At 65.6% G+C, this 20,336-nt stretch carries 20 protein-coding genes; 8 read left to right on the forward strand and 12 right to left on the reverse strand.

Annotation, left to right across the window (positions count from 1 at the left end):
• Nucleotides 1–87 precede the first annotated feature (87 nt).
• Nucleotides 88–942, forward strand: a complete 855-nt coding sequence (locus MXB90_RS03505; protein ID WP_250041163.1) for an SDR family oxidoreductase — start codon at nucleotides 88–90, stop codon at nucleotides 940–942.
• Here MXB90_RS03505 and MXB90_RS03510 read toward each other — a convergent pair.
• On the reverse strand, nucleotides 933–2,168 hold the full coding sequence (locus MXB90_RS03510; RefSeq protein WP_250041165.1) for an MFS transporter: 1,236 nt from the start codon (nucleotides 2,166–2,168) through the stop codon (nucleotides 933–935). The genes MXB90_RS03505 and MXB90_RS03510 overlap by 10 nt on opposite strands.
• 132 nt (nucleotides 2,169–2,300) lie before the next feature.
• On the opposite strand from MXB90_RS03510, the gene MXB90_RS03515 reads away from it, so the two are divergent.
• A complete protein-coding gene (locus MXB90_RS03515) occupies nucleotides 2,301–2,891 on the forward strand; it encodes a glutathione S-transferase family protein (protein WP_250041167.1) in 591 nt (196 codons plus the stop codon).
• Between the two features lie 32 nt (nucleotides 2,892–2,923).
• Nucleotides 2,924–3,925 (forward strand): glycosyltransferase family 2 protein, encoded by a 1,002-nt coding sequence (locus MXB90_RS03520; RefSeq protein ID WP_250041169.1) that lies wholly within the window; start codon nucleotides 2,924–2,926, stop codon nucleotides 3,923–3,925.
• A gap of 3 nt (nucleotides 3,926–3,928) precedes the next feature.
• On the opposite strand, the gene MXB90_RS03525 is transcribed toward MXB90_RS03520, so the two are convergent.
• The 5 genes from MXB90_RS03525 to MXB90_RS03545 all read right to left on the reverse strand — a co-directional run bounded on the left by MXB90_RS03525 (nucleotide 3,929) and on the right by MXB90_RS03545 (nucleotide 9,799).
• The gene (locus MXB90_RS03525) at nucleotides 3,929–5,098 is read right to left on the reverse strand and encodes a TIGR03862 family flavoprotein (protein WP_250041172.1); all 1,170 of its coding nucleotides are present in this window, start codon (nucleotides 5,096–5,098) and stop codon (nucleotides 3,929–3,931) included.
• 1 nt (nucleotide 5,099) lies between these two features.
• Complete coding sequence (gene holA, locus MXB90_RS03530) at nucleotides 5,100–6,122, reverse strand: DNA polymerase III subunit delta (protein WP_250041174.1); 1,023 nt, start codon at nucleotides 6,120–6,122, stop codon at nucleotides 5,100–5,102.
• A complete protein-coding gene (gene lptE / locus MXB90_RS03535) occupies nucleotides 6,119–6,613 on the reverse strand; it encodes an LPS assembly lipoprotein LptE (RefSeq protein WP_250041176.1) in 495 nt (164 codons plus the stop codon). The genes holA and lptE overlap by 4 nt, the downstream gene beginning before the upstream one ends.
• The gene (gene leuS, locus MXB90_RS03540) at nucleotides 6,600–9,140 is read right to left on the reverse strand and encodes a leucine--tRNA ligase (protein WP_250041179.1); all 2,541 of its coding nucleotides are present in this window, start codon (nucleotides 9,138–9,140) and stop codon (nucleotides 6,600–6,602) included. The genes lptE and leuS overlap by 14 nt, the downstream gene beginning before the upstream one ends.
• A 161-nt stretch (nucleotides 9,141–9,301) precedes the next feature.
• Nucleotides 9,302–9,799: a DUF3576 domain-containing protein gene (locus MXB90_RS03545; RefSeq protein ID WP_250041182.1), complete on the reverse strand. Its 498-nt coding sequence runs from the start codon at nucleotides 9,797–9,799 to the stop codon at nucleotides 9,302–9,304.
• A gap of 271 nt (nucleotides 9,800–10,070) precedes the next feature.
• On the opposite strand from MXB90_RS03545, the gene MXB90_RS03550 reads away from it, so the two are divergent.
• The 3 genes from MXB90_RS03550 (at nucleotide 10,071) to MXB90_RS03560 (ending at nucleotide 14,021) form a co-directional block, all read left to right on the forward strand.
• Nucleotides 10,071–11,057, forward strand: coding sequence for a porin (locus tag MXB90_RS03550; protein ID WP_250041185.1), 987 nt, complete (start codon nucleotides 10,071–10,073; stop codon nucleotides 11,055–11,057).
• A 146-nt stretch (nucleotides 11,058–11,203) separates the two neighbouring features.
• Nucleotides 11,204–13,381: a tetratricopeptide repeat-containing sulfotransferase family protein gene (locus MXB90_RS03555; protein ID WP_250041187.1), complete on the forward strand. Its 2,178-nt coding sequence runs from the start codon at nucleotides 11,204–11,206 to the stop codon at nucleotides 13,379–13,381.
• Nucleotides 13,368–14,021 (forward strand): YggS family pyridoxal phosphate-dependent enzyme, encoded by a 654-nt coding sequence (locus MXB90_RS03560; RefSeq protein ID WP_250041189.1) that lies wholly within the window; start codon nucleotides 13,368–13,370, stop codon nucleotides 14,019–14,021. The genes MXB90_RS03555 and MXB90_RS03560 overlap by 14 nt, the downstream gene beginning before the upstream one ends.
• A gap of 52 nt (nucleotides 14,022–14,073) precedes the next feature.
• Here MXB90_RS03560 and MXB90_RS03565 read toward each other — a convergent pair whose 3' ends face one another.
• A complete protein-coding gene (locus MXB90_RS03565; RefSeq protein WP_250041192.1) occupies nucleotides 14,074–14,580 on the reverse strand; it encodes a L,D-transpeptidase family protein in 507 nt (168 codons plus the stop codon).
• The gene (gene ribA / locus MXB90_RS03570) at nucleotides 14,577–15,656 is read right to left on the reverse strand and encodes a GTP cyclohydrolase II (protein ID WP_462982207.1); all 1,080 of its coding nucleotides are present in this window, start codon (nucleotides 15,654–15,656) and stop codon (nucleotides 14,577–14,579) included. The genes MXB90_RS03565 and ribA overlap by 4 nt, the downstream gene beginning before the upstream one ends.
• A gap of 136 nt (nucleotides 15,657–15,792) precedes the next feature.
• On the opposite strand from ribA, the gene MXB90_RS03575 reads away from it, so the two are divergent.
• A complete protein-coding gene (locus tag MXB90_RS03575; RefSeq protein ID WP_250041194.1) occupies nucleotides 15,793–16,479 on the forward strand; it encodes a response regulator transcription factor in 687 nt (228 codons plus the stop codon).
• A 16-nt stretch (nucleotides 16,480–16,495) separates the two neighbouring features.
• Here the strand turns inward: MXB90_RS03575 and MXB90_RS03580 are convergent, their stop codons facing one another.
• The 4 genes from MXB90_RS03580 to MXB90_RS03595 form a co-directional block, all read right to left on the reverse strand.
• Nucleotides 16,496–16,840, reverse strand: coding sequence for a DUF3775 domain-containing protein (locus tag MXB90_RS03580; RefSeq protein ID WP_250041196.1), 345 nt, complete (start codon nucleotides 16,838–16,840; stop codon nucleotides 16,496–16,498).
• 69 nt (nucleotides 16,841–16,909) lie between these two features.
• Nucleotides 16,910–17,470, reverse strand: coding sequence for a DUF3833 domain-containing protein (locus tag MXB90_RS03585; RefSeq protein WP_250041198.1), 561 nt, complete (start codon nucleotides 17,468–17,470; stop codon nucleotides 16,910–16,912).
• A 35-nt stretch (nucleotides 17,471–17,505) separates the two neighbouring features.
• Nucleotides 17,506–18,267 (reverse strand): DUF1365 domain-containing protein, encoded by a 762-nt coding sequence (locus MXB90_RS03590; RefSeq protein WP_250041200.1) that lies wholly within the window; start codon nucleotides 18,265–18,267, stop codon nucleotides 17,506–17,508.
• Complete coding sequence (locus MXB90_RS03595) at nucleotides 18,264–19,547, reverse strand: NAD(P)/FAD-dependent oxidoreductase (RefSeq protein WP_250041202.1); 1,284 nt, start codon at nucleotides 19,545–19,547, stop codon at nucleotides 18,264–18,266. The genes MXB90_RS03590 and MXB90_RS03595 overlap by 4 nt, the downstream gene beginning before the upstream one ends.
• A 277-nt stretch (nucleotides 19,548–19,824) precedes the next feature.
• Here MXB90_RS03595 and MXB90_RS03600 point away from each other — a divergent pair, with 277 nt between their 5' ends.
• Nucleotides 19,825–20,334 carry a sigma-70 family RNA polymerase sigma factor gene (locus MXB90_RS03600; protein WP_250041519.1) on the forward strand — a complete coding sequence of 170 codons (510 nt, stop codon included), beginning with the start codon at nucleotides 19,825–19,827 and terminating at the stop codon, nucleotides 20,332–20,334.
• Nucleotides 20,335–20,336: the final 2 nt, after the last annotated feature.

Genomic DNA, 20,336 nt, shown 5'->3' on the forward strand with positions numbered 1-20,336 from the left:
AACCGTGCCACCGCGCCGATGGGCATGCAAGTGACGTTGTGATGAACCGCGTGGGCGGCTATCGTCGGGCCAACGAAAGGCGGTGCGATGCAGACCTTACTGTCCCTTGGCCACGGCTATTCCGCCCGCGCGCTGGCGCGGATTCTGATCCCGCAGGGCTGGCGCGTGATCGGCACCACCCGCAGCGCCGCCAAGGCCGAGGCCCTGCGCGCCGAAGGGGTCGAGCCGCTGGTCTGGCCTGACGCAAGCCTTGCCCCCGCGCTGGCGCAGGCCACGCACCTGCTAAGTTCAATCGCGCCGGGGAACAGCGATCCGGTTCTGGCGACCGAGGCCGAGGCAATTGCCGCCGCCGCCCTGCATCTGGAATGGGTGGGCTATCTGTCCACCGTCGGGGTCTATGGCGACCATCAGGGCGGCTGGGTCGATGAGGGCACCCCCCTGACCCCCAGCACCGAACGTGGCCAGGCCCGGGTCCGCGCCGAGGCGGAATGGCAGGCGCTGGCCGCCCGCGCAGGATTGCCGCTGCACATCTTCCGCATCGCCGGGATTTACGGTCCCGGTCGAGGCCCATTCGAGAAGGTCCGCGACGGCACCGCGCGGCGGATCATCAAGCCCGGTCAGGTATTTTCCCGCATCCATGTGGACGATATCGCGCAGGTGCTGGCCGCCTCGATCGCGCGGCCCAATCCGGGCGCGGTCTATAACCTGTGCGATGATGAACCCGCCCCGCCCGAGGATGTTCTAAGCCATGCCGCCCATCTGCTGGGCCTGCCCGAACCGCCTGCCGTGCCCTTTGACGCGGCGGCAATGACGCCGATGGCGCGCAGCTTCTATGCGGAATCCAAGCGCGTGCGAAACGACCGGATCAAGGACGAACTGGGCGTGCGGCTGCGCTACCCCGATTATCGGGCAGGGTTGCGCGCGCTGCTGGATCAGGCCTGAGCCACCTGCATCGGCCGTTCCCGGATCGGCAGATGCACGATGGCCGAGAATGCGCCGACACCCACGCCGACCCACCAGACGATCGTGTAGTCGCCGTAGATGTCATACAGCTTGCCGCCCAGCCACACCCCCAGGAACGCCCCGATCTGGTGCGACAGGAAAACAAAACCATACAGCGTGCCCATGTAGCGCAGCCCGTAGATATGCGCGACCAGCCCCGAGGTCAGCGGCACGGTGGCCAGCCACAGCGCCCCCATCACCAGCGAAAAGATCAGCACGCTGGCCGGCGTCATCGGCAGCAGGATGAACACCGCCGCCGCGATGGTGCGACCGGTGTAGATACCTGCCAGCAGGTATTTCTTGCTCCACTTCCGGCCCGCCCAGCCCGCGTAGATCGTGCCTGCGATATTGGCCAACCCGATCAGCGAGATCGCGACCGCCCCCAGCGCCGAGGTGGTGGAAATGCCAAGCGCCGCCAGCATCGAACTGGGGTCCACGGCGCCGCACATTTCCGTCACCATGGCAGGGAAATGCGCGGTGATGAAGGCCAGCTGATACCCGCAGGAAAAGAAGCCAAGGAAGATCAGCGCGTAGGACGGATCGCGGAAGGCGCGGTTCAGCACCGTGCCCATGCTTTCCTCAAGCTCGGCTCGGGTTGCGATGGTGGGGGTGCGCATCATCGGCAGCGCGAACAGCGATAGCAGGATCACCGCGGCAAAGACCAGGAACACCGTCTGCCAGGGGATGTAGGCCAGCATCACCTCGGCCACGGGGGCGCCAAAGACCTGGCCCGCCGACCCCGCCGCCGTGGCAATCCCCAGCGCCAGCGAGCGGTTTTCATCGCTGCTGGCGCGCCCCACCACCGCCAGGATCACGCCAAAGCCCGTGCCCGCGATGCCAAACCCCACCAGGATTTCCAGCAGCTGATGGTGCAGCGGCTGCGTGGCGAAGGCCGACAGCACCAGCCCTGCGGCATACATCAGCGCCCCAAAGATGATCGCGCGACGATCGCCGAACCGTTCGGCCAGCGCGCCAAAGATCGGCTGTCCGATGCCCCAGGCAAGGTTCTGGATTGCGATCGCCAACGAAAACTCGGCCCGGGGCCAGTTGAATTCCTCGGCGATGGGGATCTGAAACACCCCAAAGCTGGCGCGCACGGCAAAGCTTAGCATCAGGATGATGGCGCCGCCGATCAGGACGGGCGTGAACAGGCGGTTTTGGGTCATTGCAGGCTCCGGCTTTGCGCGCGCAAGATCCCCGCAGGCGCAGGGCGCGTCAATAGGGGCGATTGTGTCCGGCACAATGCCACTTGCGCCTGTCGGACTGACGTGGCCCTATGACCGGAAAAGGGGATTGCCATGTATACGGTCATCGGAACGGTTCAGTCACGCGCGCTGCGGGTGCTGTGGATGCTTGAAGAACTGGGCCAGAGCTATGATCACGTCTCGGCGGCGCCGCGTTCCGAGGGCGTGGTGGCCTTCAACCCAGCGGGCAAGGTGCCGGTCCTGATCGCCGATGGAACGCCGATTACCGATTCCACCGCGATCATCCAGTTTCTGGCCGATCATCACGGCGCCTTCACACACCCCGCAGGCACGCTGGACCGTGCCCGGCAGGACAGCCTGACGCAATTCCTGCTGGATGAATTCGACGCCGCCCTGTGGATGGCCGCGCGCCATTCCTTCATCCTACCCGAAGAACTGCGGATGGCGGGCATCAAGAACACCCTGCGATGGGAATTCGAACGTTCGCAGCATACGCTGGTGCAGCGGATGGGTGAGGGTGAATTCGTCATGGGCGATGTGATGACCGTGCCCGACATCATCCTGACCCATTGCCTGATCTGGGCGCTGAGCGCGAAATTCCCGATCGTCGAGCACCGGCTAAGCGCCTATCTGGACCGGATGCAGGCGCGCCCGGCCTTGCAGCGCGCCCTGGCGCGCCGATAATCCAGCCCCGCCCGAACAAACAGGAGCTTCCCATGCCGCTGGTTTCTGTCATCGTGCCGGTCTTCAATGTCGCGCCATTTTTGGAAAAGTGCCTGTCCTCGATTCTGGCCTCGACTCTGACCGATATCGAGGTGATCTGCGTCGACGACTGTTCCACCGACGACAGCCCCCGCATCCTTGCGGATTTTGCCAGCCGCGACGCACGGCTGCGGGTGATCCGTCACGAACAGAACCTGCATGCCGGCGGCGCGCGCAACACCGCCATTCGGGTCGCGACCGCCGATTATCTGGCCAGTGTGGACGGTGACGACTGGGTCGAGCCTGACATGTTCGCGACCCTTCTGGCTGCCACGGATGGCGGCCAGGCGGATATCGTCGCATTCGGCATGGTCAAGCGTGACGAGGCCGGTACGATTCTGGAACGTCGTGCTCCCAGGCGCCGCCGCATCGAACCACAGTCAGGGGATGTGGATATTTTCAGCTGCCTGAACCCTGGCTTCTGGAATAAACTCTGGCGGCGGCGCCTGATCACCGATAACGACCTGTGGTTTCCGGAACATATCCATCATGAGGATCTGGCCTTCACGCCGCAGGCCGTGGCGCTGGCCACGGACATTCGGTTTATCTCGGCCACGCCTTACAATTACGTCATCCATCCCCGGTCAGCTACCGCAGGCACCTCGGCCCGGCATCAGATGGATTACTTCAAGGTTTTCGACATTCTGGCCGAGTTTTTGGAAAAACGGGGCGAATTGCGCCGCCGCTTGCCCGCGTTTCTGGATTGCGTCGACGTTCATCTGCATTACCACGCGCGCAATGTGGCCCAATCCGACCTGCCCGAGGCGGAAAAGCGCCAGTATCTGCGCCATTTCCTGATGATGAAACGCGGCTATCTGGCCAATTACCTGGCGCTTGAGGATATGTCCTCGCACGCCCTGGAACATGCGATCCGCCGACGCGACCCGGGCTTTGAGGCGCTGGGCGCGGTTGGCTGGCCCGGCGTTCTGCGTGCCGCGGCCCGGCGCAGCGGGTAACGGTCAGCGCAGGCGCGCCGCAGCCGCGCGGCCCGCGTGGCGCCCGGTGGCCAGGCAGGCGGTCAGTAGATAGCCGCCGGTCGGGGCCTCCCAGTCCAGCATCTCGCCGCAGGCGAAGGTTCCGGGCAAGGCGGTCAGTTCCAGCGCCTCGGTCAGGCTGTCGCGCATGATCCCGCCGGCCGAGGAGATCGCCTCGGTCAGCGGACGCGGCCCGGCGTGGCGCACCGGCAGGGCCTTGATCAGCCGCGCAAGGTGGTCGGGCAGGGCGGGCAGGGGGCGACCCCATTCCTGCAGCAGGGCCAGTTTGACCGGATCAAGTTTCAGCGTCTTGCGCAGCCAGTTGCCAAGGCTGTCCTTGCCCCGCGGGCGCGACAGGCGACCGGTGATTTCCGTCACCCCGTGGCCCGGCATCAGGTCCAGCGCCAGCGCCGCGCCATCGCGCACCGGGGCCGACAGGGCATAGACGCCGCCGCCTTCAATGCCGCGGGCGGACAGGATGAATTCCCCCCGGCTGATGCGGCCCGCCGCGGCAAGGGCGATGCCCTTGACCGGCTGCCCGAAGAAGGGCGCCATATGCCCCGACCAATCGACGGCAAAGCCCATGTTCGCGGGCCGGAACGGGGCGATGTGAACGCCCTTCGCCGCCAGCCAGGGCACCCAGGACGCATCCGACCCAAGGCGCGGCCAACTGGCCCCGCCCAGGGCCAGAACGGTCACCTGCGGGCGTTCCAGCCGTGTCCCGCCGGGCGTATCAAAGACCAGCGCCGCGCCATCCCACCCCGTCCAGCGCCAGCGCGTCCGGATATCAACTCCCATATCCGTCAGCCGTGCGATCCAGGCGCGCAGCATCGGCGAAGCCTTCATCTCGACCGGAAACACCCGACCTGTGGTGCCGGAAAACAGGCTGATGCCAAGGTCGCGCGCGAAATCCTGCACCTGCTCGGGGCCAAAGCCCGCAACGATCGCCTCCAGCCAGTCGCAGCCGTAATGCGACAGGAACGCGGGCAAGGGTTCGTCGCGCGTCAGGTTCAGCCCGGATTTCCCGGCCATTAGGAATTTGCGCGCAAGGGTGGGGCGGGCCTCGGCCAGGGTGACACGGTGGCCGGCACGGGCCAGCTCTTGCGCCGCCATCAGGCCGGCGGGACCCCCGCCGATGACCAGCGCCTGCCCCATGTCAGCGCCGCGCCATCATCGCCAGCCGGATCAGCGCGCGTTCCATCACCGCCATCGCCGGTGCCCGGCTGGACGACCGCAACGTCAGATCGGTTTCGATCAGCGCCCGGATCGCATCTTCCAGGCGGAACATCCCCCAGGCCTGCGCCTGCCGCTGCATCCGGTCACGCCGGGGGCCAAAGATCGGCGGGCGCATCCGCGCCATGCCCGCGCCGGGGCCACCGGGGTCGGCGGCGGCGGCATGCAGCGCGCGGAAATGGCGCAGCGCGGAAATGGCCAGCGTCACCGGGTTGACACCCTGCCCTTCCAGCCGCCGCATCATCGGGCCAAGTTCTGCGGTGCGCCCTTCGGCAACGATGTGCAGCACGTCATCCACCTCGGCCTCGACGGTGGCGGGGGCGCAGGCGGCAACATCGGCGGGGGTCAGCGGTTCGGCATCGCCGTATTTGTAGAGCGCGATCTTTTCCACCGTCTGGCGAAAATCGCCGGGGTCCAGATCCTTGGCCAGCGCCAGAAGATCGGTCATCGCCTCGGGGCCGATCCGCGCCAGCCCCGCCTTGCGCAAGGTCTCTTCGATCTCTTCGCGCGACGGGGGATCGTCGTAGATGCCGATCCCATAGGCGTTCTTGTGATCCTCAAACAGCTTGCGAAGCGCTGATTTGGCGGTCAGCGACCCGGCGGTGACGATGATCTGCGCATCGCCGTCGCGCCAGTCGGCCAACGCGGCCTTGATCGTGGGGGCCAGCGTGTCGGTGGCATCCTCGACAAAGGCCACGCGCGGGCCGGGGAAAAACCCTACCGCCTTGACCGCATCCAGCAGCGCCGCCCCGTCCTTGCGCAGATCTGCGGCGGGGATCCGGGTCAGGCGCATCTCGGCCTCGCCGTCCGGGCCGATCAGGGCGGCGATCACCTCTTGCCGGCGCAGGGCCACGCGCATCGCATCGGCGCCAAAGATCAAAAGCCCGGTGCGGCCCGGTTCAGGCCGGGCGAAATAGCGGGTTGCGGCCACCCCGGTCAGCTTCATTGCGGCAAGGACCCCGCCTGCGCCAGCAGCCGCGTCACGATCTGATCCGCCAGCAGCCGCATCAGCCGTTCATGGGCATCCTGTTCGGCCGTCAGCGTGGACACGGTTGACCCCGTTGCCGACCATGAGGTGAACGAGGCGACGCGGCCGTTCACCAGCACCGCATCGCTGGCCGCATCATGCAGGGTATAGTCGACCGTGCCGTTCAGCGAATGGCGGGTGGTGATGTTTTCGGGCGTGATCGCCTGACCGATCGTGGTGGTGCGCACGTCATAAGCCAGGCGGTAGCGCGCGCCCTGTGCCGGGCCAAGCCGTTCCGAAAGCCGCCGGATCAGCGCGAATTCATCCCGCGTGGTCGGCGCATCGGGCGTGACCTGCCCCAACAGCCCCGCCGCCCCGCTGCCGGGCGCATAGGCCGGCGCAAATCCGCAGCCAGCCAGCGCCGTGGCGCCGGCCAGCAACAGGAAGGTTCGGCGGTCAGATGACGACATTGATGATACGCCCCGGCACCACGATGAGCTTTTTCGGCGGCTGGCCTGCCAGCACCTTGATCACAGTCTCATCGGCCAGCGCCAGTTTTTCAACCTCTGTCGCGGGCATGTCCTTGGGCACGGTCAGTTCCGAGCGGCGCTTGCCGTTGATCTGGATCGGCAGCACCACCGTGTCATCAACCAGCAGGGCAGGGTCTGCCTTGGGCCAGGGGGCCTGCACCACGAACCCGTGCCCGCCCATCAGCGCCCAGACATCCTCGGCCAGATGCGGCACCATCGGCCCCATCAGCTGCGCCATGACCCGCATCGTTTCGCGACGCGCCTCATTCGAGGCGGCGGATTTCGACAGCGTGTTGGCCAGTTCATAGATCTTCGCCACCGCCTTGTTGAAGGCAAAGCCGTCGATGGATTTCGTGATCTCGTCAATCGCCTTGTGCGCGGCCTTGCGTAGCGCCAGATCGGCGGCGGCATCGCCACCGGCGCCTTCGGCGATGTCATTGGCGATGCGCCAGACGCGGGCCAGGAACTTGTTCGCAGCCTCGGCGCCTGCGGCGGTCCATTCCACGTCGCGTTCAGGCGGGCTGTCGGACATGACGAACCAGCGCGCGGTATCGGCGCCAAAGTCGCGGATGATGTTCATCGGGTCCACGACGTTCTTTTTCGACTTCGACATCTTGGCCGAGGGGATGATCTCGACCGTCTCGCCGGTGGCCTTCAGCACGCCGTTCTCGACATCCTCGGGTAGGTGATAGACGGGGCGGCCCTGCGAATCGCGGGTCATGTAGATTTCATGCGTGACCATGCCCTGCGTGAACAGCGCGTCGAACGGCTCGATCGCCTTGGCGGGCAGGTGGCCGGTCTTGTGCATCGCGCGGGCGAAAAAGCGCGAATACAGCAGGTGCAGAATCGCATGTTCGATGCCGCCGATATACTGGTCAACGTTCATCCAGTAATCGGCCTCGGCCGCATCGGTGGGGGTCGCCGCATGCGGGCTGGTGAAGCGCGCGTAATACCAGCTGGAATCGACGAAGGTATCCATCGTGTCGGTTTCCCGCCTGGCTGCGCCACCACATTTCGGGCAGGTGCAATCGCGCCAGGTCGGGTGGCGGTCCAGCGGGTTGCCCGGCTGGTCAAAGGTCACATCGTCGGGCAGCCGGACCGGAAGGTTTTCCTTCTTTTCCGGCACCACGCCACAGGTCGCGCAATGCACCACCGGAATCGGGCAGCCCCAGTAGCGCTGGCGCGACAGGCCCCAGTCGCGCAGGCGATAGTTGGTGACGCCATGCCCGATGCCATTGGCTTCGCAAAAGGCGATGGCGGCGGCAACGGCGTCTTCGCCGGTCTGCACCTCGTCCCCGGCGAAACCGCGGACATAGCGCACAGCTTCGGATTTCAGCGGCACATATTCGCCCGCCGGATAGTCGCCTTCCAGCGGGGCAAAGACGGGCTCGATTGGCAGGCCGTATTTGGTGGCGAATTCATGGTCGCGCGCATCATGCGCCGGGCAGCCAAAGATAGCGCCGGTGCCGTAATCCATCAGGATGAAATTGGCGATATAGACCGGCAGCTCCCACGCCTCATCCATCGGGTGGCGCACCCGGATGCCGGTGTCCATGCCGCGCTTTTCGGCCTTTTCCAGCGCCTCTTCGGTGGTGCCGATGCGGCGGCATTCGGCCACGAAATCCGCGATCTTGGGATTGTGGCGCTCCAGATGCCGGGCCAGCGGATGATCGGGGCTGATCGCGGCAAAACTTGCGCCCATCAGCGTGTCGGGGCGGGTGGTATAAACCTCCAGCCGGTCAAAGCCTTCGGGCGCGTCCACGGTGGAAAAGGCGAATTGCAGCCCGCGGCTTTTCCCGATCCAGTTGGCCTGCATCAGGCGCACCTTTTCGGGCCAGTCCCTCAGCCTGTCCAGCGCGTCCAGCAATTCCCCCGCGTAATCCGAGATGCGGAAGAACCACTGCGTCAGTTCCTTGCGTTCGACCTGCGCGCCCGACCGCCAGCCCTTGCCGTCGATCACCTGCTCATTGGCCAGAACGGTCATGTCGACCGGGTCCCAGTTCACCACGGCGTTCTTGCGATAGACCAGCCCCGCGTCCAGCATGTCCAGGAACATCGCCTGCTGCTGGCCGTAATATTCCGGGTCGCAGGTGGCGAATTCGCGGCTCCAGTCGATCGACAGGCCCAGCGGCTTCATCTGGCCGCGCATGTCGGCGATGTTGCCATAGGTCCAGTCCTTGGGATGGCCGCCGCGTTCCATCGCCGCGTTTTCCGCCGGCATCCCGAAGGCGTCCCAGCCCATCGGATGCAGCACCGAAAACCCGCAGCTCATTTTGTAGCGCGCAACGACGTCGCCCATCGTATAGTTGCGCACATGCCCCATGTGGATCCGCCCCGAGGGGTAGGGGAACATCTCCAGCACATAATATTTCGGCTTTGCTGGATCGCGCCGCGCCTCAAAGATATGGGCCGCGTCCCAGGCGGCCTGCCATTTTGCTTCGCTCTGGCTGGGTTCGTAACGCGACATGTCTGCCCCTCATGCGGAAATCTGCGCTGCCCGTGCTACACCGGCACACCCGCAAAGGTCCAGAGATCAGGCCTTCGGCTTTGCCCAAATATCCCCCGCGGAGCGTTCCACCGCAGCCAGATCACCCCACGGCCGGGATTCGCGCCCCCGAAATCAGGGGGTCAGAGCTTCGAATCGCGGATGCGCAGCTGGCGCGCGCGCGTCAGGATCGCATCTTCAACCGCGCGCACGGTATCGGCCGAAACCGCCCCGCCGCGGCTTTCCAGCGCGACCTTCAGGCTGCGCGCATCCAGCGCGGGGTCTTGCACATAGACCGTGGCGCGATAGGCGCGCCCGCCGCCGGGCGGGGTGCCATAGCCGGTCACGATCACGCCCGAAAACGGATCGACGGATTCGACCGGCAGGAAATCCAGCACCTCAAGCGAGGCCTGCCACAGGTATCTGTTCACTTCCAGCGTGGTGTTCGGATCGTCGTTGTTGGCGAACAGATCAAAGACCGATGACCGCAGCGGCTGGGGATCGGCCGTGCGCGCAAGATTGGCGCGTTGTTCCAACGCCGCCTCGCGCGAACCCAAAAGTTCATTGCCGCTGCCGCAGCTGGCCAGCGCCGCGCCTGCCATCACAATGCCGCAAGCGCGCGCGATGCGTTTCATGGTCATCGGAAAGCCGCCCCCTTCATCCTTTCCCGATCTCTAGCCCAAGGCCCCGTGGGCGACAAGGTTTTTCCCCGCCCCCGCGCCACCCGCCCCCGCGCCAGCCGCCGCCTGCCCGCCGCCGGCCCTACTGTGGCAAGACTGCACCACGCAGGCGGGCTTTCGACCGGATCGGGCCGTTTCCGTTGCATTGCCGGGGCAAGGGGGTGAAAAAGCAGCATACCCAATTCGGATTCCCCTGAGTTGGGCTTCACTCTTGAGACAACGAGGGAAAACGATGAAAAAAATTCTTCTGGCTTCGACCGCTCTGGTCGCTTTCGCCGGCGCCGCCGCCGCCGAAGTCTCCCTGTCGGGGGTTGGCGTCATCTCCATCATTGGTGGTGACGGCCAGGCCAACGGCGATCACGCCCGCTTCCTGACCCTCGCCGATGTCGGCTTCACCATGACCGGTGAAACCGATGGTGGCTTGGCGTTCGGTGCCTACATCGAACTGGACGAAGCTGCGCTGACCAAGAACAAGAACGAAGCCGTTTGGGTTTCGGGCGCGTTCGGCAAGGTGACCTTCGGCGACACCAACTCGGCTATCGACCAGGTGATGGCTGAAACCACCCAGGGTGCGAGCCTGACCGACGAATACACCATCCACGCTGGCGCCTTCGCCAACTTCTTGGATGAGTCGGTTGACAACACCATCATGCGTTACGACTACGCCATGGGCGACATCGTGCTGGCTGCCTCGCTGGAAGTCGACGAAAACGACGTCAAGGACATCGGCTGGTCGATCGGTGCTGCCTACAACATGGCCATCACCGGTGGTTCGGTGACCCTGTCGGCCGGTTATCAGGTTGCTTCGGACTACGAAGGTGTTGGTGCGAACCACTCCGGCGTGAACCCCGACAACGGCACGATCGTTGCGGGCGCTGCTGCTGACGCCAAAGTCGCCGCCATCGGCGCAAGCGTGAAGCTCGACAACGGCCTGGGCATGACCGCTCAGTATGCCACCATCGAGAACTTCAACGGCGCTGGCAACGACGCTGACCAGTGGGGTATCGGTGCTTCCTACACCACCGGCGCGATCACCGTTGGCGCGTCCTACGGCGAAATCGACGCCGACGTGAACGCGGCTGACGTCGAAAGCTATGGCATCGGCGCGTCCTACGCCCTGGGCGGCGGCACCAACCTGTTCGCGGGTATGGTTTCCGAGAAGTTCAATGGCGGCGCGAGCCTCGAGAAGTATCAGGCTGGTATCATCCTGAAGTTCTGATCTGACGCACAGTCAGAACAAGGCAGAGCGGGCTTCGGCCCGCTCTTTCCTTTTGGGCGTTCGCCCACCTGGCCGCTGCGGCCCGTTGCCTCGACAAGCCAAGGCCACGGCGATAAGGTCCGCCCCACCGATGGAAAGGGCGCCCGATGTCGAACCTTGATCCCAAACAGTTGCAGGCGCTTTATGCCGAGGCGATGAAGCTTCAGGCCGAAGGGCGCCATCCGGCGGCGCTGGACCGCTATACCCGGATCATCGCGGCCAACCCCCGCATCGCCGAGGCGTATTTCCAGATCGGGCGCATCCATACCGCTGCGGGCCAAAGCCCCCGGGCACTGCCCCATCTTGCCGCCGCCGCCGCGCTGAAACCCGCTGAACCCGCAATCTGGCTGGCCTGGGCCGATGCCGTCGCCCTTGCCGCCGATACAACGGCCGAGGATGCATTTCTGAAGGCCGTTAAACAGGCGCAGCTTGCGCCCCAGTTGCGGATCGCGCTGCAGGACCGTTTTGCCCCCCACCGCGCGCGTCCGGTGCCGGGCATTCCGCCTGCCCTGCGCCCGGTTCTTGACCGGATCGCCAAACTGGGCAGCGCTGGAAAACTGGCCGAAGCGGAACGCCTGGCCACCGCCGAGGCCGCCCGCCACCCGCAATCGGCGGGCCTTGCCAATGCGCTGGGCATCGCACAGCTGCGGATCGGGCGGCATGCGGCGGCGCTGGCCAGTTTTCAGCGCGCGGCAACGCTGGAACGCGGCTATGCCGACGCGCTGAACAACATGGGCCAGCTGCTGCTGGAACTGAACCGGGCAGAGGAGGCCGTGGCACCGCTGCGCGCGGCAGTGATGGCCGCGCCGAACTGGCCGGTGGCGCTGACCAATCTCGCCGATGCGCTGAACCGCACCCGTCAGGAACGCGCCGCCCTGGCCTATGCGCGCAAAGCCGCCCGGCTGGCGCCGAAATCTGCGCCCACGCTGATCGTTCTGGCCAATACGCACACCCGCTTTGGCGATCACGCCGCCGCCGCCGAGGCGCTGCGCGATGCGGTGGCCGCGGCGCCGACCCGGCCCGATGCGCTTGTGCTGCTGGCGCAGGCGCTGTCACGACTGGGCCAGGATCAGGAAGCGCTGGGCCTGTATGACCGCGCGCTTGACCTGGCGCCCAGGCTGTCCACGGCGCTGTCGGGCAAGGCGCAGCTGCTGCAGACATTGGGCGATTTCGAGGCCGCCGAAACCTGGTTCCGCCGCTGTTTTCAGGCCGATCCGTCGAATGGCGAAAACTACCGGCTGTTCATCGCCTCGCACAAGACGCGGGCCGATGACCCGCTTCTGCCGCAGATGATCGCCCGGTTTGATGACCCCGCCACGCGGGACACCGATCGCATGAACCTTGGCTTTGCGATCGCCAAGGCGTTGGAGGATGTGAAGGATTACGGCCGGGTATTCCCCTATCTGAACACCGCCAATGCGCTGATGCGCAAGCAATGGCCCTATGACATCCATCAGCGGCTGGATGAAATCCGTGATTTCAAGGCCGCGCTGGAGGGGTTCGATTTTCACGCCGCGCGCATCGACGGGGCAAGCGATTATGCCCCGATTTTCGTGACCGGCATGCCGCGGTCGGGCACGACGCTGGTGGAACAGATCATATCCAGCCATTCCGCGGTATCCGGCGCGGGCGAGGTGGGCATCGCCGCAGGGCTGGCGCTGGCCGCGTTGCGCGGGCCCGATGGCGGGCTGCGCCGCGCGGGCGACGTCCCCGATGCGGTTTTTGCCGCGCTGGGGCATAACTATGCCGATGCGATGCGCGCGCGCTTTCCCGATGCGCCGCATGTCACCGACAAGTCGATTCTGACCTATCAATACATGGGCTTGATCCGCCTGGCGCTGCCCAAGGCGCGCTTTGTCGTGGTGCGCCGCGATCCGCGCGATACGCTGTTGTCGATCTACAAGAACAAATTTGCCGAGGGCACGCATCTTTACGGCTATTCGTTGCGCGATCTGGGGCTTTATTACCGAAGCTTTATCGACATGGTCGAATTCTGGCGGGCGCGCGTGCCCGATTGGTTCCATGTGGTCGAGTATGAAGATCTGGTCGCCAATCCCGAGGCGGAAAGCCGCCGCCTGATCGATGCCTGCGGGCTGGCGTGGGAAGACCAATGCCTTGATTTTCACAAGAACACCCGCAAGGTCGAAACCCTGTCGGTCTTTCAGGTGCGCCAGCCTATTTCGAAAGGCTCGGTCAAGGCATGGCAGCGCTATGAGGCCGAGATTGGTGAGATGGTCGAGGCTTTGGGCGATCTTTTGCCGGAGGGACAAGATGGGGCTGCATGAAATTCGTGACCGGATCGCCCGGGCCGAGGCCGCGGCGGGGCGCGATGCCGGATCGGTTCAGCTGATCGCCGTGTCCAAGGTGCAACCCACCGAGCGTGTTCAGGCTGTGCTGCGCGAAGGTCACCGGCTTTTTGGCGAGAATTACGTGCAGGAGGCGGCCGGCAAGTGGCCCGCCTGGCGCGCGGAATTTCCCGATGTGGCGGTGCATATGATCGGGCCGCTGCAGACCAACAAGGCAAAGCAGGCGGTAGAACTGTTCGAGGCCATCCATACGCTGGACCGGCCGTCCCTGGCCGACAAGCTGGCGCGGCTGGCGCAGGCGCGGGGGACAAGCCCTGATCTGTTCATCCAGGTGAATACCGGGGTTGAACCGCAAAAGGCCGGGGTGCTGCCCGACAATCTGGATGATTTCGTCGCGATGGCGCGCGGGCTGGACCTGCCCGTCGTGGGGCTTATGTGCATCCCCCCCGAGGAGGAGGCGCCCGCGCAGCATTTCGCCATGCTGGCCGAAATGGCCGCGCGCAACGGGCTGCCCGGCCTGTCGATGGGGATGAGCGGTGATTTCGAAGGGGCGATCGCCGCAGGGGCCACGCATGTACGCGTGGGCAGCGCGATCTTTGGCGCGCGCGCGTACGTCTAGGCCGGGGGCGCTGCCCCCGGACCCCCGGAGTATTTCGACCAAGCAGAAGGGATCAGTGCGGGCGCACGATCAGGCGCGCGCCCGGGCGCAGGCGGTTTACCACCCAAAACAGGTCGGCGCGGCGGAAGGCAACGCAGCCTGCGGTTGGATAGCCGGGGCGGCGTTGCAGGTGCAGGAAGATGGCCGAGCCCTTGCCCGGCACCGCCCAGGGCCAGTTCCAGTCGGTGATCAGCACCAGATCGTAGAGGGGATCGGCACGGCGCAGCTTTTCGTGGCTGTCCCCGAAGGGGGCACGGACCATGTGGTTGTAATCGGTGTGGTCGGGTGCATCGCACCACAGGTCTTGCGGGCCGATCGGCACGGCCCAACGTGGCACGGCCGTGCGGGCGATCCGGTCGGGGCGGTAGAGAAGGCCCACGATCCGATGCTGGCCTGCGGGGGTGGCACCGTCGCCTTCACGCTTGGCGGTGGTGATGCCGTTGCGCCCGATGGTGACCGGAAAGCGGCGCCCCTGAAAGCGCAGTCCCGTCGGGGTCAGAACAAGATCATCCGGCGTCACAGGATATGGCCCGATTTGGCCGCCTTGGTCGCAAGGTATTGCGCATTGTGCCGGCTGAGGCCCACGCGCAGGGGCACACGTTCCGTCACCATGATGCCATTGGCCTGCAGCATCGCCACCTTGGCGGGGTTGTTGGTCAGCAGACGCACCCTGGAAAAGCCCAGCTTCTTCAGCAGCGCCGCGCCGATACGGAAATCGCGTTCGTCATCCTCGAACCCAAGCCGATGGTTGGCCTCGACCGTGTCGAAACCCTGATCCTGCAGCGAATAGGCGCGCATCTTGTTGGCCAGCCCGATGCCCCGGCCCTCCTGGTTGAGGTAGAGCAGGATGCCCGCGCCCTCGGCCCCCATCTGGGTCAGGGCGGCATCCAGTTGCGGGCCGCAGTCGCATTTCAGGCTGCCCAGCACATCACCGGTGAAGCAGGCCGAGTGAAGCCGCGCCAGAACCGGCTGATCGCGGGGGGGGCTGCCGATTTCGATGGCATAATGTTCCTCGCCGCCGTCTTCGGGGCGGAAGATGTGCAGCCGGCCCTGTTCGGCGGCGCGCATCGGCACGCGGGCGGCGGCCACCGGGGCAAAGCGGGTCTCGCTTGCGATCAGGTGCAGGGTATCCGCCGCATCAAGCGCGGTCAGATCGGGCGGCGCGGCGGTGTCGAGTGTGACCAGAATGGCCGCGGGCAGAAGGTGGGCCGACTTCGTCAGCGCAAGGGCGGCGCGCGCCAGATCTGCGGGGCCATCACGCAGGGTGGCCAGGGGGCCCTTCATTGGCATGCGCAGATCATCGGCGGGGTCGGCCAGCGCGCGCAGCCAGGCCAGATCCGCCCCTGGCGGCACGCTGATCCGGGCCAGGTCGCCATCATAGGCGCGCGCCTTCAGCGTCTCGGCCCGGCGCGCGGTCAGCGCCAGCGTCAGCGGCCCCAGCGCGGACAGTGCGGCAAGGCGTTCAGGCGACAAGGTCTCGACCGCGACGGCCAGCGCCTTGCCGGACAGCACGATGGGCAGGCCCATGCGCAGATCGGCGCGGGCGCGATTGAGGCGTTCGGTGGCCGTGGGGCCCAGGGCGGGTGGCATCGTCATGCCTTACAGATAGCCCTGGGTGAAACAAATTGAAACATATCCCCGCATTCCGACACGTCCGCGTGAGAAAGATTTCACACCCCTTGCCGCGCCCGTGATGACAAGACAGCTTTGTCCCAAAGAACAGGAGGCCAATATGCCGGGACTTAAGAAAATTCTTCTGGTGGATGACGATACCGACCTGCGCGAAGCGCTGGCCGAGCAATTGGTCGCGACCGATGATTTCGACGTGTTCGAGGCAGGGTCGGGCGCCGAGGCGGTCGAAAAGGCCAAGGGGGCGCTTTACGATCTGGTGATCCTGGATGTCGGGCTGCCCGATACCGATGGGCGCGAGCTGTGCAAGAAGCTGCGCAAGCATGGGGTGAAATGCCCGATCGTGATGCTGACCGGGCATGACACCGATGCTGACACGATCCTGGGGCTGGACAGCGGGGCGAATGATTACATCACCAAGCCCTTCAAGTTCCCCGTGCTGCTGGCCCGGTTGCGCGCGCAGCTGCGCACGCATGAACAATCCGAAGATGCGGTCTTCCAGCTTGGCCCCTATACGTTCAAGCCGGCGATGAAGATGCTGATCGACGAAAAGGACCGCAAGATCCGGCTGACCGAGAAAGAGACCAACATCCTGAAGTTCCTTTACCGCGCCGCCGACGGGGTGGTGCCGCGCGACGTTCTTCTGCATGAGGTCTGGGGCTATAACGCCGGGGTCACCACCCACACGCTGGAAACCCATATCTACCGGCTGCGCCAGAAGATTGAGCCCGATCCGTCAAACGCGCGGCTTCTGGTGACGGAATCGGGGGGCTACCGGCTGGTGGCCTAGGGTCGTTGCGCCCCGGTCACGTGGTGGGGAAGATGTCTTCCTCGGCCTCTTCCAGGGTGATGCCAAGCGCCTCCATCCCGTCTTCCAGGTAATCCGACAACAGCGGGATGCCCAGCAGGTAATTCTCGGTCGGGGCGGTCTTTTCGGCGCGGGCCGTGGCGATCGCCTCTGCCAGTTCTTCGGGCGCGAAGGTTTCGCGCCCGATCCACATCACGGCGACCAGGCTGGCCTGTTCATCGTCATTCAGGCTTGCGATGAAGGCGCGCAATTCGTCTTCATGCCCGGTGCCGGGGATACCCGCGTCGAATTCGCGGGCGCGGATGATGACATGGGCGATTTTCGCGGGGCTGATCTGCAACATGGTGCTCTCCTGGTTGCGGTCAGTCTTGCCGCAACGGGGGGCGGGCGCAAGCCTTTCCGGGCCGACAGGTCACAACGCGGGGCGGTGCATGGTTGCCACAAGTTCAGCGACCTTGATGCCGAATTTGCGGAACTGGCTGCGGTTCACGATGCTGCCATCGGGGGCAAGATACATCCAGTCGGTCACTGACAGGACATGGCCACCGGAATCAGCGGGCAGGCGAATACGATAGCGCAGATGCACGGCGCTGCCATGCTGGCGGCCGGTTCCGGTGCCGACAACATCGGGCGCCTCGGCGCGGATGCTGCCGTCGGCGGCCAGGTGCAACGTCCAGCATCGCGATTGGGTGGCGCCGCTGGCATAGCGGAATTCCTCGGCCAACTGGCAGGTGTCGCCATCCCATCTGCCGTTCATATCAGCGGCGAACCGCGATTCGACACGACCCAGCGGCCCGTAGATCACGCCTTGACAGCGCAGGGGGCCGGCGAATTCGCGGCGGATGTCGAAGGCCGGGGCGCCATCGGCGTAATCGGCGGGGCGCTGCGCGGCAAAGCCGAACTTGCGGCGGACCAGAAACAGGCCAAGCACGGCGGCAACGACGCCCGACAGGAAAGCAAGGAACGGGGACATGGGTCAGGACCTGATCTTGGGCCGCGGGGTGCCGATCATCGCGATACCTCTTGTGCCGGGGGCTCGGGGCGGGTGCGGTAGGGTGCGCGCTTCAGGAACAGCCGCAGCGCCTGCCAGTGGATCAGCGCCAGAACCCGGCGCGACCCAAAGGGCCGGCGCAGGCAGGCCGCAAGGATGCCGCGGTTGGTCAGGGGGGCAAGCCGGCCCGTCAGCGTGGCATGGACCCCGCCATCCGCGCCATCGCGGTAATCGATCAGGATGCCGATCTTGTCCGTCCCGATGTCAAAGCGGAAGCGGTATTCGCCCGAAACCGGCTGAAACGGCGACACGTGAAAGATCTTGCGCGCGGTCAGCCGATCCTGGGGGGTGATCGGGGCCAGATCGGGATGCGCGCACAGATAGGAATGGCGGTCGCCGAAGGTATTGGTCACCTCGGCCACCACGGCGCGCAGCTGGTCTGACCCGTCATGGCACAGCCAGAACGACACGGGGTTGAACACATGGCCCAGAACGCGCGGCTGCGCCAACAGCCGGATCGACAGGTTCGGGATGTGCACCCCTTCGCGTGTCAGCAGGTCGCGCAGCCAGGCCGCGCCACGGCCTTTTCCGGGCGGGCCGCCGTGATCGGCGTCATGCACCGACACAAGGCCTGCGCGGTTGCGGGCCAGCAGGCGGGGTCTGGGCTGATCGGCCTCGGGCGCGGTCAAAAGGTAATCCACGCCATAGCCGAACCGATGCATAACCGCCCCGTGCCGGGCGTGCACGGTATGGCCGCGCAGATGCAGGACCGGGGTCATGCCGCCATCCTTTCGCGGGTGATCAGCGCCTCGGTCACGTCGACGGCGCTGGCAAAGCCGTCCTCGTGAAAGCCGTTGCGCATCCAGGCGCCGCAGAACCAGGTGCCGTTCGCGCCGTTCAGCGCGCGCACCATCCGCTGCCCTTCCAGCGCCGCAAGATCATAGACCGGGTGGCGGAAGGTGACCCGGTCATGGACCAGATCGTCGCGGATCGGGCGGTTCGGGTTCAGCGTGACAAACAGCGGGTCATCCTTCGGGATCGGCTGAAGCGAGTTCATCCAGTAGGTCAGCCCGATCCGGTCGCGCGCGGCATTGCGGTCTTCGGTATAGACCCAGCTGGCCCAGGCCGATTTGCGCCGCGGCATCACCGCGGGGTCGGCATGCAGAATGGCCTCGTTCGGTTGATAGCGAATGCGCGACAGCGCGGCGCGTTCCTCGGGGCGGGGGTCGGACAGCAGCGCCAGCGCGTCATCGGAATGCGTGGCCAGGATCACCTCGTCAAAGCTTTCCCACTCGCCCCCTTCACAGCGCAGCATCGGCGTAGGCGCGCGGGTGATGCCCGCCACCGGGGCGTTGGTGCGGATGCTGACGCCGCGTGCGCGCAAGGACGCCTCCAGCCGGCGGACATATTCGATCGACCCGCCCTGCACCGTATACCACTGGTGCTGGCCCGTGGTCGACAACAGCGCGTGATTGTCGAAGAAGCGCAGCATCGCCTCGGCGGGAAAATCCAGGATGCCGCGCGTCGGCGTCGACCAGATCGCGCCCGACAGCGGCGTGATATAGAAGTCGCGGAACCAGTCGCCCGTGCCCAGTTTCGCAAGCAGCTCACCGATTGCCATGTCGGGGCGGTCGACGCTGGCCAGCGCGCGGGCGTTGAAGCGGAAGATGTCGCGGATCATGCCCCAGTAGCGCGGGTCCGCGACCCGCCGTTTTTGCGAAAAGACCGCCCGCAGGTTCTTGAACCCGAATTCGAACCGCCCGCCGTCGATCGATGCCCCAAAGCTCATGTCGCTTTCGGTGACCGGCACGTCAAGTTCAGCGAACAGCCGGCACAGGTTGGGATAGTTCACCCGGTTGAACACGATAAATCCGGTATCCACCGGCTGATCGCCCCGCTTCCCGGCCAGGACCGTGCGCGCATGACCACCCAGTCGCGGCGCGGCCTCAATCAGCGTCACGGCATTGTCGCGCGCCAGCAGGTGTGCCGCGGCCATGCCGGAAATGCCGGCCCCGACAATGGCGATGCGGCGGCGGGGAAGCGAATGTTCAAAGGGCATGATCCGTTCCGTTTTGTTGTCCAAAGGGAATACGCGGGCATCGGCGGACCGGATCATTTGCATCTTTTTGCCAGGCCGTGGTGATCCGCCCGGCCGGCTGTGCCGTATTCCTTGCATGTTGACGCAAGCCGCCCCGCGCCTTTTTCCTGATGCACGCCGTTCGGCGCGCCCCTATGCTGTGCGCCGAAGCAAGGCCCCGGATGAAGGGTCTTGCGTGATGGGGACCGGTGTGGACAGAACCGCAGTAAAGGGTGATGAGGCGGATTGGACCAGCGCGATGCTGGCCTTGCGCGACCGGCAGGACCGCGAGGCATTTGCCGCGCTGTTTCGGCATTTCGCGCCGCGGGTCAAGGCGTTCCTGATGAAGGGCGGCGCCAGCGCCCCCCAGGCCGAAGAGGTGACGCAGGACGTGATGGCGACCTTGTGGAACAAGGCGCATCTGTTCGACCCGACCCGCGCCAGCGTGGCGACGTGGATCTTTACCATCGCGCGCAACCGCCGGATCGATGCGATCCGCCGCACGCGCCGCCCCGAACCCGAGGATTTGCCCTGGGGCCCAGAACCCGAGCCGGACCAGGCCGAGGTGATGGCCCTGCAGCAGGAAACCGAACGGCTTGGCCAGGCCCTGGCCCAGCTTCCCGAAAAACAGAGGGAATTGATCGAACGGGCGTATTTCGGGGAACTGACCCATTCCGAAATCGCGCATGAAACCGGGTTGCCGCTGGGCACGATCAAATCCCGTCTGCGGCTGGCGCTTGACCGGCTGAGACACGAACTGAAGCGATGAAG

The sequence above is a fragment of the Phaeovulum molybdatiresistens genome (assembly GCF_023544865.1).
Classification (GTDB): domain Bacteria; phylum Pseudomonadota; class Alphaproteobacteria; order Rhodobacterales; family Rhodobacteraceae; genus Pontitalea.